Below are 15132 nucleotides of genomic sequence, written 5' to 3'. Positions count from 1 at the left end.
CTCAGGCTGCTGGCGCAGCCTGAGGGTGGTTTTAACGCAGCTCCATTTTTACCGTCATATTCCCTTCAAACGCCCCTGCGGCGGGTCTCTTCGCCGTGGTACTTACCGGGGCCGCCTGCAACTGAATTTTGCCATTGCCCTGTTCGTCAAGGTTGACGTCAAACTCCACGCTGCCGTCCAGAATCACGTCTTTGCTACCCTGAAAGATCCTGACGCCCAGATCGTCCCGGTTAAGCATTTTACCGATCAGCCCGTCGCTGCCTTCGGCTATCCCGTGGTCGGCGGTCAGAGACAGTTTGATTTTGTCGTCATTGCCGACCGCGGAGCCATCGCAGTGCCAGGAGATATCGACATCTTTTAGCGCAAAGCCCTTAGGTGGCTGGCCTTTAGTGACAAAGTTGTTGGTCACCAGATTGCCAAAATCCACCTCAATGGTGCTGCCGGCGTTAATCACGCAGTTGAGCGGGGCGCTAAGCACGCCGCTGAAATAGATGTTCGAAACATGCTGGGCGTAGGTGAGATTGCAGCTGCCGCCGGTGCCGAAATAGAGGCAGGCGTAGTTTTGCACCACCAGCGTCGGGGGAATGACCTCTTCACCCAGGATCGGTTTTTTGATGTAAAAGGTCATACTCATGACGTTCCATTTGAAACGTCGTTTGACGGTGGTTCCCCCGTTGGGACGCGTTGCGTCGCTACAGACGCTTGCTACGCCCTCCGCATATTTCAAATTTTCTATGAGCTTAGGGCGTAAGCTCACTGGCGTCGGATAGTTATTAATTTTCAGACCAAAAATTCCCGACCCGTCCGGAGAGTTGATTGCGTCGCTGTAGCCCTCAACGTCAATATCAACATTTTCAGTGAGATAACCATAGCCACTTATGCCAGCACTTAACGGGCTTGAGGCGAGGGTTAATTCGTAAACCGTACTGCTGGCGAATATATTCGACGGGCAGTCGCAGGAGGCGGTGAGTTCGCCGCCGCTACCGACAATGTGATCGGAGATCATCAGCGACCGATTTGCCACGTTTTCGGTGGTAGAAAGCTCGCGGGAAAATTGCGCCGCGTAGTCAGGCGCAGACGTAAAGCAGTTCTTTAGCGTGGTCACCGCCGCCTGTCCCTGTGTGGCCGACAGGCAGGAGGCAAAAGCAATAACGCGCAGTGAGGGTTTAAGGTTCACGGACAGTCTCCGGTTGGCAAGGCACGGTAAGAAGGCGAATACCGGCTTTATTCGCAGGTTGCTTAAGTTCATCAAGGGAGAGCATGGCAACGCAGCGCTGGTCGGGCTTATCGCCCCACTGGACGGAGAGTCGGGTATCGCCACGAAGGCCTGCCAGGTAGAGCGTCCCGGTATCGTCAACGATGCCGGAGAGGGTCTGATCTTCGCTGGTGGCAACGGCGCCAAACGGCACAATGCCGCCGCGAGGACGGGTCAAGGTTGCCATGATCCGGTAGCCGACTTTGGCATCAAAGGTCGCCCGCACCGCCGCATTGCGGGTGGGGATCACCGTGACCGCCGTGTCGGTGGTATCGACATCAGGCGGCAGCGTTGTGGTATCCACGCGAATGGTGTTCTCCTGATACGGCGTCAGCGACGGGATCACCGCATTGCCCAGCCAGTCGGTCTGAATACCCCGCTGGTTCAGGAAGCGAACGCCGGATGCGCCATTGGTATTTATGACGGCAAACTGGCTGCCCAGTGGCTGAGACAACGTTACCCCGTGTGGGTGCGCCACAATCGCGCCGCTGGCACCGTAGCTCAGCTGGCTGTTGTTTTCAGACGAGGTGAAATACCCGGCGTTCAGGTTGGCATAGCGGGAGCGATAGGTGCCATACAGGCTACTGCTGTTGACCCCTTCATCCCCGGTGCGGCTCTGCTGAAGGGCGTAGCTCATGCGCTCGTCCTCAAGCAGGGTGCCGTTGATGCCGAGGCTCTGGCTGGTGCCGCCGCTTTTGCTGTTGCTGAGGTTATAGCTGCTCCAGGCGCGCGGCAGCCAGCGGCTCAGCGGCACGCTCAGGCCAAACGACACCCGGCTGTCTTTGCTTTCATCCCCCGCTCTGCTGTAGGTCCACGCCAGGTGCAGATTCACCCCGCTAATTACCGTGTTAAACCCGGCGGACAGGCTGCGCTCCCGCTCGGAGGTGCCCCAGTAATCCTGCTGGTAGCCGTTCAGATAGAAACTACTGCCCCACAGCGACTGGCTGATGCTGGCCTGAATACGGTTGCGCTTGTTGTAGCGGAACGACCAGTCGACGTCCTGTGCGTCATACTTCTGGTTGGCGTCCTCAAAGCTGTAGTAGCCCTGCGTAGAGTACCGGTAGCTGGCGAGCGTAAAGTTGGTATCCGTGGTGTCGATTTTGCCCGAATAGAGCAGGCGATAAGAGCTGCCGCTGCTGCTGACGTCGTTATCCAGCCGGGCTTTAGCGAAGGTGACATCCGCTGAGAGGGAGCCTAACGGGCCAAGCGAGATCCCGGCACCGGTATTACCCGCATGGTATTTTTCTGACGCCGTCACGCCGCCGAACAGGGTCAGGATATTATTTACACCGTAGATGAGACTGCCCTGGGCAAACAGAGGCTCGTTGTGGCTGCCATCGCCGTTCGCCCGATAGCGCGCGGCGGTGACTTCGTACTTCATATGCCCCTGACGCTGCATAACCGCCACGCTGGAGTAGGGCTGAATAAAGCGATGCTCGGTGCCGTCCGCCTCTTTGACCGTGACCTCCAGATCGCCGCTGTTGGTGGTGGAGTAAAGGTCGGTTATTTCAAACGCACCGGGCGCCACGTTCTTCTGATAAATCAGATAGCCGTTCTGGCGCACGGAGACCTCGGCGTTTGAGCTGGCGATCCCGCGGATCGTCGGGGCGAATCCGCGCTGGCTGTAGGGCAGCATTTGCTCGTCAGAGGCAATGTTGACCCCGCGATATTGCAGGCTGTCGAAGACGTCACCGCGCGTACTGTTTTCCCCGGCGGTGAACTGCGCCCGGAGCAGGTCGAGGTCGTGCTGTATAAAGGTGCTGATGTTTTCCCATGAATTCTTTTCTGACGTCTGGCTCCAGGTTGAGTAGTTACGCACCCGCCATCCGCCCGCATTGATGCCGCTGCGCAGGTTCAGGTACTGGCTTGAGGTATTGTTACTCTTGTTGCTGCTCTGGATGCCGGAGAAGGCGTAGTCCGTGAACATCACCGGCACGCCGTCGTCCCAGAGGGCAGGGTCAATATACCCGCGGCTGACGTCGTTGATGGCCGCCTGCGGGATGCTAACCTTCAGCGTCAGGGTCGAGAACTCAAGCGTTGCGCTCGCCAGAGGAATGTAGTGGCCGATAAGCTCAGGAATGGGTTCACTGGCCGGCAGGGCGGCCAGCGTCGGAAAGTTATCGACCTTAACGCCCCACTGGCGCAGCATCAGCGGCGTGAGCTGCGGCTGAAGCTGGCCGTCCGGGCCGTTGAAGTAGGTCAGCGTGACGTCGTCCAGCCGGGTTTCGTTAAGCTTGATGCGGGATGGATAGCGTCCGGGCAGCTGCGCGTTGGATTTTGAAAACAGCGAGAGATCGATATCTGGCTGCGCAAGGGCACCGCCTTCCAGAGAAGACGGTGAGAAATAATACTCCCTGGCACGGGCCTGCGTGGAAGCAACAATCGCGAGGGCAACCAGTACGCTGACGCGCAGCGGTACAGGCAGCGTAAACCGTCGACAACCGGGCTTCGATTTAAACATCATGCAGCAAAATCATCCCTGGTTAAGAACGGCTGTATATTTTTCCGACGGATTACCGTAGTCGGTGATGCAGTGCCACGTCACCGTTTTCCCCGTGGCTGCGGCGGGCAAAGGGAGAGTCACAGAACTAAAAGGCGCAATGGTGTCGGCGTTTTTTATGCGTATGCCGCCCACCGACAGCGAATCAAAGACGCTGTAAAATGCACCCTTGCTCTCTATATGCAGCCTGTTGCCCAGACGCCTGAAAGCCAGCGTTTCGCACGACGCTTTGCTGGTTCCGGTAATGCCTTTTGGTCGCCAGAAAAGCTTCAGTCGGGTTTTATAAATCAGTCGCAGCACGTTTTTGTTGGTATCTTCTTTCGCCACCGCCGGAATAGTGCGCACGTTCAGATAAAACAGCGACTCTCTGTCCTCCGGCAGGGGAACACCGGTCCAGGTAATACGCAGGCTTTGTTCCTTTTGCGGGTCAAGGCGAAATAGCGGCGGCGTCACGATAAAGGGGGCGCGGGTTTTTCCATCGCCATTATCCGCCCATGCCTGAATCAGCCAGGGCAGCTCGCTGTCATTATTAGTGAGCGGCAGCGCGACCTCTTTTTTATTTGCGTCATAAATAATGCGCGTCCTTCCGACCTGGATACCGGCGGCATTGGCGCTGGAATAGTGAAATCCTGAAAGAAGAATGAGGGTGATGAGAGTGAAACGCATAAATTAACCTGCAATGTGTCCATCAAGGGCAAAAGGTAACAATAACGGTTGTGACGCCATTATTACCTTCATTAAATACCCAATGGTGAGATTAGTACCGTTATTAAATTTATCCGTTATGATTATATTTAATGATGAATCATTAACGGTAAAGGATATTAACGGTTAAATCTGCATCTGCCGGACCTGCGGTCACAGTATCGGAAAATGAACGATAGCGGGCATTAAAATCCTGTTTAATGGTGTTTGTGGCAATAGTTGAAAGCTCAATATAAATCTGATCTTCCGCACCATCAAATTTGAGCAGCGTGGAATCTTTTCCATCCGGACTGATTGCAATGCCTACTCCGGTCGCTGCTTTGTCGCCTTCGGTGGTCAATTTACTTACGTCAAGTAAGGTTGTGGACTTGGTTAAGTCGGTTGTGCCATTAAAGGTGAGCTGGACCGCAGGCAGGCCATCGCTCTGTACCGGGCAGTCTGCCAGGGTAATAGAGAAAGGCACCAGCGGAGATTCAGAATTGGTTTTGGCAAATAACGATGTCGGGTAGGTGCCAAGTGGAATGGTGCTGTCCGTGCCGCTATCACCCACGATGGTACAGCTTGGTTCAATGATTAAACCGGTGAAGTGAATTGTGCCGGCATTCATTTCTGCGGCAAATACACTCGTCGACGTTACTGCCAATAAAGCGCCCGCGAGTATTGAAGAAGTCACTTTCATATGTAGAATTTCCTTATCTAATATATCCATTCACTGAATGCAAATAGAGGTCAAATAAATAGCTAAAATTCATCACCTGATTGGGAGGTAGCCTTTGATTTATATAAATTAGTCTATTTAATACGGCGATCATATCAAACTGGAAGTGATTCGCAACAATATTTCTGGGGGCTATTTGTTATCTTTGGTTTATTAAGTTTGAATATGAAATACCCTGGCGCATTAATTCACCACCAGATATTTCTGGTGAATTTATTATCCTCATACATGTGAAATAGTAATATTCATTACTTTTTTGTTTTCCTGATTCTCGGCAGTATTGCAGCGGAAAGGCGATTAACGGTCCTCTCCTAAACAGCCTAAAAAGGCGGGGTTATGCGGGCTTTTCAGGCCATTGATAGCCAGGCGCTCTGGCATGATAAGCGTGACGTAATGGGCTGCGAGCGCGCACAGTGGCAGAAGAGAACGACGACAAAACAGAAGCCCCCACACCCCACCGACTAGAAAAGGCGCGTGAGGAAGGGCAAATACCCCGCTCCAGAGAGCTGACCTCGCTGCTTATCTTAATCGTGGGAGTCTGCATCATCTGGCTGGGTGGGGAGTCGCTCGCCCGCAGGCTGGCGGGAATGCTGTCGACGGGACTACGTTTTGACCACAGCATGGTCAACGACCCGAACCTGATCCTCAGTCAAATCATCCTGTTAATTAAAGATGCGATGATCGCGCTGCTGCCGTTAATCACAGGCGTGGTGCTGGTCGCTATCGTGTCGCCCGTGATGCTCGGCGGTCTGGTCTTTAGCGGTAAATCGCTCCAGCCAAAATTTTCCAAGCTCAACCCGCTTCCCGGCATTGCGAAGATGTTCTCTGCCCAGACCGGGGCGGAGCTGCTCAAAGCGATCCTCAAATCCACGCTGATGGGCAGCGCCGCCGGGTTTTACCTGCTGCACAACTGGCCTGAGATGATGCGGCTTATCAGCGAATCCCCGCTGACCGCCATGAGCAACGCCATGAATCTGGTCGGGCTATGCGCGCTGCTGGTGGTGCTGAGCATCATTCCGATGGTCGGGTTTGACGTCTTCTTTCAGATCTACACCCACATTAAAAAGCTACGCATGTCCCGTCAGGATATTCGTGATGAGTATAAGCAAATGGAGGGCGACCCTCACGTTAAGGGGCGTATTCGCCAGATGCAGCGCGCCGCCGCGCGTCGTCGCATGATGGAAGATGTTCCGAAAGCGGACGTTATCGTCACCAACCCGACGCACTACTCGGTGGCGTTGCAGTATGACGAGAACAAAATGAGCGCGCCAAAAGTGGTGGCGAAAGGGGCGGGGCTGATTGCGCTGCGCATTCGTGAAATCGCCACGGAAAACCGGGTTCCCATTCTTGAAGCACCGCCGCTGGCGCGTGCGCTGTACCGCCATGCGGAAATCGGACAGCAGATCCCGGGGCAGCTCTATGCCGCAGTGGCAGAGGTGCTGGCCTGGGTCTGGCAGCTGAAACGCTGGCGTTTAGCAGGCGGTCAACGTCCTGTGAAACCTGAAAACCTTCCAGTGCCTGACGCGCTGGATTTTATGAACGAGAAGGACACTGATGGCTAATCTGGTGGCAATGTTGCGCCTGCCGAGCAACATGAAATCGACGCAATGGCAAATCCTCGCCGGGCCGATTCTCATCCTGCTGATTTTGTCGATGATGGTACTGCCGCTCCCGGCATTCATCCTCGATCTGCTTTTTACATTCAACATTGCGCTCTCGATCATGGTGCTGCTGGTGGCAATGTTCACCCAGCGCACCCTGGAGTTTGCGGCGTTCCCGACCATCCTGCTGTTTACCACCTTACTGCGTCTGGCGCTGAACGTGGCCTCAACGCGTATCATTCTGATGGAAGGGCATACCGGCGGGGCGGCGGCGGGTAAAGTCGTTGAAGCCTTCGGCCACTTCCTGGTGGGCGGTAACTTTGCCATCGGCATCGTGGTGTTCGTGATCCTCGTTATCATCAACTTTATGGTTATCACCAAAGGTGCCGGGCGTATTGCGGAAGTGGGCGCGCGCTTCGTGCTGGATGGAATGCCGGGCAAGCAGATGGCGATCGACGCCGACCTGAACGCGGGTCTGATTGCGGAAGATGAAGCGAAAAAGCGCCGTGCGGAGGTGACTCAGGAAGCGGACTTTTACGGATCGATGGACGGTGCGAGCAAGTTCGTGCGCGGTGACGCCATCGCGGGCATTCTGATCATGGTGATCAATGTGGTCGGCGGCCTGCTGGTAGGGGTTCTGCAACACGGCATGGACATGGGGCACGCGGCGGAAAGCTATACGCTGCTGACCATCGGTGACGGCCTGGTGGCGCAGATCCCGGCGCTGGTGATCTCGACCGCTGCGGGTGTGATCGTGACCCGCGTCAGCACCGATCAGGACGTCGGCGAGCAGATGGTCGGGCAGCTTTTCAGCAACCCGCGCGTGATGCTGCTGGCGGCGGCGGTGCTCGGTCTGCTCGGCCTGGTGCCGGGGATGCCAAACCTGGTGTTCCTGCTGTTTACCGCCGGGCTGCTGGGGCTGGCCTGGTGGATGCGCGGCCGCGAAACCAAACCGTCGGCGGATCCCGTGCCGGTCAACAAAGTGCAGGAGAATACCCAGGCGGTGGAAGCGACCTGGAGCGACGTGCAGCTGGAGGATACCCTGGGGATGGAGGTGGGCTATCGCCTGATCCCGATGGTGGATTTCCAGCAGGACGGCGAGCTGCTCGGGCGTATCCGCAGTATTCGTAAGAAATTCGCGCAGGAGATGGGCTTCCTGCCGCCGGTGGTGCATATCCGCGACAACATGGATCTGCCGCCCGCGCGCTATCGCATTCTGATGAAAGGGGTAGAGATCGGCAGCGGTGATGCCTATCCCGGACGCTGGCTGGCAATCAACCCGGGCACGGCGGCGGGAACGCTGCCGGGCGAACAGACCATCGATCCGGCCTTTGGGCTGGCGGCGATCTGGATCGAGAGCGCGCTGAAAGAGCAGGCGCAGATCCAGGGCTATACCGTGGTGGAGGCCAGTACCGTGGTCGCGACCCACCTGAATCACCTGATTGGGCAATTCTCCGCCGAGCTGTTTGGGCGTCAGGAGGCGCAGCAGCTTCTGGATCGCGTGACCCAGGAGATGCCGAAGCTGACCGAAGATCTGGTGCCGGGCGTGGTGACGCTGACCACCCTGCATAAGGTGCTGCAAAACCTGCTCGACGAGAAGGTCCCTATCCGCGATATGCGCACCATTCTGGAAACCCTCGCCGAACATGCGCCGCTGCAAAACGATCCGCACGAGCTGACCGCAGTGGTGCGCGTGGCGCTGGGCCGTGCCATCACCCAGCAGTGGTTCCTGGGCACCGGCGAGGTGCAGGTGATCGGGCTGGATACGCCGCTTGAACGCCTGCTGCTTCAGGCGTTGCAGGGCGGCGGCGGGCTTGAGCCGGGCCTGGCGGATCGTCTGCTGGCGCAAACCCAGGAGGCGCTGGCGCGTCAGGAGATGCTCGGGGCGCCGCCGGTGCTGCTGGTGAACCACGCGCTGCGTCCGCTGCTGTCGCGCTTCCTGCGCCGCAGCCTGTCGCAGCTGGTAGTGCTGTCAAACATGGAGCTGTCGGACAACCGCCATATTCGTATGACGGCAACCATCGGAGGTAAATAATGCGCAAGTGGTTATGGATCCTTCTCTTCCCGCTGGTGGCGCAGGCCGCAGGCGAGGGGACATGGCAGGCCAGCAGCGTGGGGGTCACTCTCAACCATCGCGGCGTGGCGATGTCTTCCCGCCCGCTGGCGCCGTCTGAACCGGTGTCCGGGCAGATGACCCTGGTGGTCTGGAACTATAAGCTTATCGGCCCAACGCCCGCCGGGCTGATCGCGCGTTTGTGCTCTCAAAGCCGCTGCACGCAGATCGATGCCGAAAGCGGCACCACCCAGGCGTTCAACGGCGTAGCGGCCGGTGAAACCCTGCGCTTTATCTGGGAAGTTCCCGGCGGCGGGCGCTTAATCCCGGCGTTAAAGGTCCAGAGCAATTCCGTCATCGTCAACTACCGCTAGAACCCCGCCTTACGCCAGCCGCCGGGCAATTCTGGTGGCTGGCTCGCAAAATTGACCCAAGCTTTTGATACAAAAGAAACGCTGTTTTATAAATCAGTGACACGCGTAGCGACACTCTTTGCATTTTTGCCATTCGCCCTCGTGCGGTGGCAGAAACAGAAAGGTATCCCCTGGTCGATGCTTTTACTGTAGCCGTGTAAAAACTCCCGGATGAGGTTGCTTACAGGGAGTCTCCCAACACTGATTAGGGTTGACGGCAATGAAAAAACGTAAAATTGGACTCGCAAACTACCTTGCTTACGGTTCAGGCGATTTCCTCGGGGCGGGCACCACCGCGCTGACCGCCGCCTGGCTTTTGTATTTTTATACGACCTTTTGTGGACTCTCGCCTATCGAGGCGACCTTTATCTTCGCGGCGGCAAGGGTGCTGGACGCGGTGGTCAGCCCGCTCATGGGCTTTATGACCGATAACTTCGGCACCACCTGGCTCGGCAAGCGCTTCGGTCGCCGTAAGTTCTTTATTCTGCTCGGCATTCCCTGCGTCTTCAGCTATTCGCTGATGTGGGTCGGAGACATGAGCTTCTGGTACTACCTGCTGACCTACCTGATATTCGATATTGTCTACACCATGATCCTGGTGCCGTATGAAACGCTGGTGCCGGAGATGACCGACGACTTCAAACAGAAAACCAAGTTCTCGGGCGCGCGTATCTCCATGGCGCAGATGTCGGCCATCCTCGCCTCCTTCCTGCCGGGGATCCTGCTGACCCACTTCGGTAAAGACAACGCCATCTCCTTCTTCTATGCAAGCCTGGTCTTCTCGGTGCTGTGCGCGCTGATGCTGACCTTCGTCTGGTTCTTCACCTGGGAGCGGCCGCGCGAAGAGTGGACCGAAGCGGCGCTGCGTGCTGAAGATGAGAAAAAGCAGCTTTCGCTCGGGCAGAGCCTGAACCGTCTGATCGTGGAGCTCAGCTCAACCCTGCGCATTAAAATTTTCCGTCAGCACCTCGGCATGTACCTCGGCGGCTACATCGCCCAGGACGTCTTTAACGCCGTGTTTACCTACTACGTGGTGTTTGTGCTGATGCAGGAGGCGTCGCTGGCCTCGAACCTGCTCGGGACCATGGCGACCTTCCAGTTTATCGCCGTGATCGCCATGATCCCGCTGTGCATCCGCTTCGGGCCTGCGCCGTCCTACCGCATGGTGGTGGTGCTGTTCGGTCTGGCTTCTGTCTCGTATGCCGTTCTCTATTACGCCGGGCTGAGCGACGTTTACTCCCTGCTGCTGCTGGTCTCTGCGATCGCCGGTCTGGGACGCGGCGGTATCAACTACGTGCCGTGGAATACCTACACCTATATTGCGGACGTGGACGAGGTGATCACCGGCCAGCGCCGTGAAGGGATCTTCGCGGGCATCATGACCCTGACGCGTAAAGCTTCTCAGGCGGGGGCGGTGATGCTGGTGGGCATCGTGATGCAGCTCTCCGGCTTCGTGAGCGGGCAGAAAACGCAGCCTGCCGAAGTGAGCCACACCATTCTGATGATCCTGAGCGTGGGCACCGTGCTCGTGCTGTTCTGCGGTTTCCTGGTCTCCCTGCGCTTCAAGCTCAACCTACAGACCCACAGCACGCTGCGCGAAGAAACGGCAAAAATGCGCCAGTCAGACAGAGCGATCCCGGAGATGGCGACGCCGCAGGCGCGGGCGACGGTCGAAATGCTGGCGGGAATGCCTTACGAGTCCCTGTGGGGCAACAACAATATTGGTTATCTGAATCGTAATAAACCGGCGGCTCCTTCGCTGAAAGAACGTGCGGTACTGAATTCGACATACAACAGAGGTTAAGATGATGAAAGTGTGGCCTGTCAAACAGAGTCCGTTACTGCGTCAGCCTGAGCGCTTTATTGCCAGGGATGAACTGAAATCACTGATTCAGAAAGTGACGCATAATCTGGTGAACATTCACGATAAAACGGGTGAATTCCTGCTGCGGCTGGACGACGGGCGCGTGATCGACACCAAAGGCTGGGCGGGATGGGAGTGGACGCACGGCGTGGGGCTTTACGGCATCTGGCAGTATTACTGCCAGACCGGCGACGAGCAGATGCGCGACACCATTGACCGCTGGTTCACCGACCGTTTTGCCGAAGGCGCGACCACCAAAAACGTCAACACCATGTCCCCATTCCTGACGCTCGCGTATCGCTATGAAGAGTGCAAAAACCCCGCCTGGCTGCCGTGGCTGGAAAGCTGGGCAGAATGGGCAATGTACGAGATGCCGCGCACCGAGCACGGCGGAATGCAGCACATAACCCTCGCCGAAGAGAACCATCAGCAGATGTGGGACGACACGCTGATGATGACGGTGCTTCCGCTGGCGAAGATCGGCAAATTGCTCAACAAGCCGGAGTACGTCGAAGAGGCGATTTATCAGTTCCTGCTGCACGTGCAAAACCTGATGGACCGGGAAACCGGATTGTGGTTCCACGGCTGGAATTACGACGGCCAGCACAATTTTGCCCATGCCCGCTGGGCGCGCGGCAACAGCTGGCTGACCATCGTGATCCCGGATTTCCTCGAGCTGGTGGATCTGCCTGAAAACAACGCGGTGCGCCGTTACCTGGTGCAGGTGCTGAACGCGCAGGTTGCGGCCCTGGCGCAATGCCAGGACGACTCCGGGCTGTGGCATACGCTGCTCGACGATCCAAACTCCTATCTTGAGGCCTCCGCCACGGCGGGCTTTGCCTACGGCATTCTGAAAGCGGTGCGTAAGCGCTACGTCGCGCCGGAATACGCGGAGGTGGCTGAAAAAGCGATTCGCGGCATCGTGAAAAACATTTCGCCGGAAGGGGAGCTGCTGCAAACGTCGTTTGGCACGGGAATGGGCAGCGACCTGGAGTTTTATCGCCAGATCCCGCTGACCTCTATGCCTTACGGCCAGGCGATGGCGATACTCTGTCTGACGGAATATTTGCGGAAGTATTTCTAAACGCGAATAAATAAAAGCCTCTTTTAATAAGAGGCTTTTTAATTAACTAAATCATTTGCTTTATGAATGCGAATTGTTAAATAAATAATTATATATAATGAGTCTGGTAATTAATTTAACCTTATCCACTAAAATGTGATATCAAACACATATTGAGTCGCTTTTCTACCGTATTTTAAATTTGTCTTTGGAGAAAAATCTGATGCAAATACATGGAGAAGTAATATGACTAATAGAGATGGTGGTATTATCATCAACCCTGCGGTGAATATGAATGTAGAAAAGATGTCAGATGAGCAGGTGGATATTTTCCAGCGCGGCGTTAAAGATATTATCGGTGTGGAGTTTACGCCATTGCTTTATGTCGGGTCTCAAGTGGTTGCGGGTATGCTCTATACCTATATTGCGTCGAAACGCCCCATTCACCCTCAACCTGAAACCACGCTGGGCAAGGTAGTGATTCTAAAGGATCTCAACAATAAGGTTTCTCTTCAGTCCGTCGAAGATATTTAATCATCGTTGCACTTAGAATTAACGCAATTAAATAAGGAATGTCATTATGTGGAAATTATCTACTGATAATTGTATTGCAATGGATTCGCCGGTGGCAGGATATGAAAATAATGCACCTGGCACAAATAAGCCTATTCCTCTTTTTATTATTCGCGCGAAATTTAACGGTGGTGTTCATCCTGGAAAATTAGTGTACGGATTTGGTGCGCATATTCCCTGGGGTGGTAAAGAACATGTTTGCCACGAATTCGAAGTCTATGTTGGCCCGGTGAAATGGGTTCATGTAAGAGGTCATTCGATTCCACCTGCGGCTATTCAGGCAGGAAATGAAGCTGACGGTAAACCGCTTTATGTCGCGCGTGCGAAATTCCAAAACGGCCTGTTTGTAGGTAAAGCGGGAGCACATCTGCTGAAAGGCGGCAGCATTAGCTATCAGGGTAAAGAGTGGGATGTAGATGATTACGAAGTGCTTGTTGCTGGATAATTAACGACAAAAAAAACGTCCGCCCCAGTGAGGCGGACGTTTTTATTACATACGTTCTACGGTTTCGATACCCAGGGTATCCAGACCCAGCTTCAGGGTCTTCGCCGTCAGCTGCGCCAGCTTCAGGCGGCTGTTACGCACGTCCTCATTCTCTGCGGAGAGAATAGGGCAGTGTTCGTAGAAGCCAGAGAACAGGCCGGCCAGGTCGTACAGGTAAGAACACATCACGTGCGGCGTACCGTCACGCGCAACCACGCCCAGGGTCTCTTCAAACTGCAACAGACGCGCGGCCAGCTGCGCTTCGCGATCTTCGCTAATCACAACGGCGGCATTTGCCAGCGCGCTTTCGTCGATATTCGCTTTACGGAACACCGAGAGCACGCGGGTGTAGGCGTACTGCATGTACGGCGCGGTGTTACCTTCAAACGCCAGCATGTTGTCCCAGTCGAACACGTAGTCGGTGGTACGGTTCTTGGACAGATCCGCGTATTTCACCGCACCGATACCCACGGCGTTCGCCAGTTTTTCCAGCTCGTCGGCAGGCATATCCGGGTTTTTCTCGGCAACCAGACGACGTGCGCGCTCCAGCGCCTCGTCCAGCAGATCGGCCAGCTTCACCGTACCGCCCGCGCGGGTTTTGAACGGCTTACCGTCTTTACCCAGCATCATGCCGAACATGTGGTGCTCCAGCGGAACGGAATCCGGCACGTAACCGGCTTTACGCACGATGGTCCACGCCTGCATCAGGTGCTGGTGCTGACGGGAGTCGATGTAATAGAGCACACGGTCGGCGTGAAGGGTTTCGTAGCGGTATTTCGCACAGGCGATATCGGTCGTGGTGTAGAGATAGCCGCCATCCTTTTTCTGGATGATCACGCCCATCGGTTCGCCTTCCTTGTTTTTATACTCATCAAGGAATACCACCGTTGCGCCTTCGCTCTCCACCGCCAGACCTTTTGCTTTCAGATCGGCCACAATGCCCGGCAGCATTGGGTTGTACAGGCTTTCGCCCATTACATCGTCGCGGGTAAGGGTCACGTTAAGACGGTTGTAGGTCAGCTGGTTCTGGGACATGGTGATGTCTACCAGCTTGCGCCACATTTCCAGGAAGTAGGTATCGCCGCCCTGCAATTTCACCACGTAGCTACGCGCGCGCTCGGCGAACGCTTCGTCTTCGTCGTAGTGTTTTTTCGCTTCACGGTAGAAGCCTTCGAGGTCAGCCAGCGCCATTTCGCCCGCGTTTTCCTGCTGCTGCTTTTCTAAATAAGCAATCAGCATCCCGAACTGGGTGCCCCAGTCGCCTACGTGGTTCGCGCGGATGACCTTATGGCCGAGGAACTCAAGGGTACGCACGGACGCATCGCCGATGATGGTGGAGCGCAGGTGGCCCACGTGCATCTCTTTCGCCACGTTTGGCGCAGAGTAGTCAACGACGACGGTTTGCGCGTCTGGTTTTGTCACGCCCAGACGGTCGGACTTCAGCGCCGCGTCAACGTGGCTTGCCAGGAACGCCGGGTCAAGGAAGATGTTGATAAAGCCCGGGCCCGCAATTTCAGTTTTGCTGGCGATCCCGTTCAGATCCAGATGAGTCAGCACCAGCTCAGCGAGTTGTCGTGGCGGCATTCCCAGTTTTTTAGCCACTGCCATCACGCCATTAGCCTGATAGTCGCCAAACTGAACTTTTGCTGACTGACGAACCTGGGGTTCGCAATCCGCAGGAGCGCCTGCGGCAATCAGTGCCTGACTGACTTTTTCGGAGAGAAGAGCCTGAATATTCACCTGGATACCTTACCTTTTTGATGCGCGTTCACTAGCACCCGCACCCGTTTAAGAATTGAGGCCGGGAGTATACTGCAAATGCCCTCTGCCGTCAGCACTGCGGGGGGCGAAGATCGCTCAGAATCCAGGCTAAGTCAGCGTGCATAATCATGCAGTCGCAAAA

12 protein-coding genes are annotated in these 15132 nt (G+C 55.8%); 7 read left to right on the top strand and 5 right to left on the bottom strand.

Annotated elements, in window-relative coordinates; all coding sequences use genetic code 11:
• Positions 1-31: 31 nt before the first annotated feature.
• The 4 genes from ACSVHP_RS05785 to ACSVHP_RS05770 form a co-directional block, all read right to left on the bottom strand.
• Positions 32-1177: a fimbrial protein gene (locus ACSVHP_RS05785; protein WP_447551244.1), complete on the bottom strand. Its 1146-nt coding sequence runs from the start codon at positions 1175-1177 to the stop codon at positions 32-34.
• Positions 1167-3719 carry a fimbria/pilus outer membrane usher protein gene (locus ACSVHP_RS05780; protein WP_447551243.1) on the bottom strand — a complete coding sequence of 851 codons (2553 nt, stop codon included), beginning with the start codon at positions 3717-3719 and terminating at the stop codon, positions 1167-1169. The genes ACSVHP_RS05785 and ACSVHP_RS05780 overlap by 11 nt, the downstream gene beginning before the upstream one ends.
• Positions 3720-3728: 9 nt before the next feature.
• Positions 3729-4421 carry a fimbrial biogenesis chaperone gene (locus tag ACSVHP_RS05775; protein WP_447551242.1) on the bottom strand — a complete coding sequence of 231 codons (693 nt, stop codon included), beginning with the start codon at positions 4419-4421 and terminating at the stop codon, positions 3729-3731.
• Between the two features lie 142 nt (positions 4422-4563).
• Positions 4564-5139: a fimbrial protein gene (locus ACSVHP_RS05770; RefSeq protein WP_447551241.1), complete on the bottom strand. Its 576-nt coding sequence runs from the start codon at positions 5137-5139 to the stop codon at positions 4564-4566.
• 452 nt (positions 5140-5591) lie between these two features.
• Here ACSVHP_RS05770 and flhB point away from each other — a divergent pair, with 452 nt between their 5' ends.
• The 7 genes from flhB (at position 5592) to ACSVHP_RS05735 (ending at position 13190) form a co-directional block, all read left to right on the top strand.
• Positions 5592-6740 (top strand): flagellar biosynthesis protein FlhB, encoded by a 1149-nt coding sequence (flhB, locus tag ACSVHP_RS05765; RefSeq protein WP_234674428.1) that lies wholly within the window; start codon positions 5592-5594, stop codon positions 6738-6740.
• The gene (gene flhA / locus ACSVHP_RS05760) at positions 6733-8814 is read left to right on the top strand and encodes a flagellar biosynthesis protein FlhA (protein WP_447551240.1); all 2082 of its coding nucleotides are present in this window, start codon (positions 6733-6735) and stop codon (positions 8812-8814) included. Before flhB ends, flhA begins: the two co-directional genes overlap by 8 nt.
• On the top strand, positions 8814-9206 hold the full coding sequence (gene flhE / locus ACSVHP_RS05755; RefSeq protein ID WP_447551239.1) for a flagellar protein FlhE: 393 nt from the start codon (positions 8814-8816) through the stop codon (positions 9204-9206). The genes flhA and flhE overlap by 1 nt, the downstream gene beginning before the upstream one ends.
• Positions 9207-9465: 259 nt before the next feature.
• Positions 9466-11049, top strand: coding sequence for an MFS transporter (locus ACSVHP_RS05750; protein ID WP_447551238.1), 1584 nt, complete (start codon positions 9466-9468; stop codon positions 11047-11049).
• Between the two features lie 4 nt (positions 11050-11053).
• Positions 11054-12193, top strand: a complete 1140-nt coding sequence (gene bglB, locus ACSVHP_RS05745) for a beta-galactosidase BglB (protein ID WP_234674432.1) — start codon at positions 11054-11056, stop codon at positions 12191-12193.
• Between the two features lie 225 nt (positions 12194-12418).
• Positions 12419-12706 (top strand): hypothetical protein, encoded by a 288-nt coding sequence (locus ACSVHP_RS05740; RefSeq protein ID WP_447551237.1) that lies wholly within the window; start codon positions 12419-12421, stop codon positions 12704-12706.
• 46 nt (positions 12707-12752) lie between these two features.
• Positions 12753-13190, top strand: coding sequence for a DUF3421 domain-containing protein (locus ACSVHP_RS05735; RefSeq protein WP_447551236.1), 438 nt, complete (start codon positions 12753-12755; stop codon positions 13188-13190).
• Between the two features lie 45 nt (positions 13191-13235).
• On the opposite strand, the gene argS is transcribed toward ACSVHP_RS05735, so the two are convergent.
• Positions 13236-14969: an arginine--tRNA ligase gene (gene argS, locus ACSVHP_RS05730; protein WP_234674434.1), complete on the bottom strand. Its 1734-nt coding sequence runs from the start codon at positions 14967-14969 to the stop codon at positions 13236-13238.
• Positions 14970-15132 lie beyond the last annotated feature (163 nt).

The sequence above is a fragment of the Enterobacter sp. 186315 genome (assembly GCF_053290175.1).
This window is presented reverse-complemented; position numbering and strand designations above follow the sequence as displayed.

What these genes read in the sequence shown, in the direction of transcription:
- ACSVHP_RS05780 (WP_447551243.1), bottom strand. Translation starts at nt 3,719, where the DNA reads ATGATGTTTAAATCGAAGCCCGGTTGTCGACGGTTTACGCTGCCTGTA.
- ACSVHP_RS05775 (WP_447551242.1), bottom strand. Translation starts at nt 4,421, where the DNA reads ATGCGTTTCACTCTCATCACCCTCATTCTTCTTTCAGGATTTCACTAT.
- ACSVHP_RS05770 (WP_447551241.1), bottom strand. Translation starts at nt 5,139, where the DNA reads ATGAAAGTGACTTCTTCAATACTCGCGGGCGCTTTATTGGCAGTAACG.
- flhA (WP_447551240.1), top strand. Translation starts at nt 6,733, where the DNA reads ATGGCTAATCTGGTGGCAATGTTGCGCCTGCCGAGCAACATGAAATCG.
- flhE (WP_447551239.1), top strand. Translation starts at nt 8,814, where the DNA reads ATGCGCAAGTGGTTATGGATCCTTCTCTTCCCGCTGGTGGCGCAGGCC.
- ACSVHP_RS05750 (WP_447551238.1), top strand. Translation starts at nt 9,466, where the DNA reads ATGAAAAAACGTAAAATTGGACTCGCAAACTACCTTGCTTACGGTTCA.
- bglB (WP_234674432.1), top strand. Translation starts at nt 11,054, where the DNA reads ATGAAAGTGTGGCCTGTCAAACAGAGTCCGTTACTGCGTCAGCCTGAG.
- ACSVHP_RS05740 (WP_447551237.1), top strand. Translation starts at nt 12,419, where the DNA reads ATGACTAATAGAGATGGTGGTATTATCATCAACCCTGCGGTGAATATG.
- ACSVHP_RS05735 (WP_447551236.1), top strand. Translation starts at nt 12,753, where the DNA reads ATGTGGAAATTATCTACTGATAATTGTATTGCAATGGATTCGCCGGTG.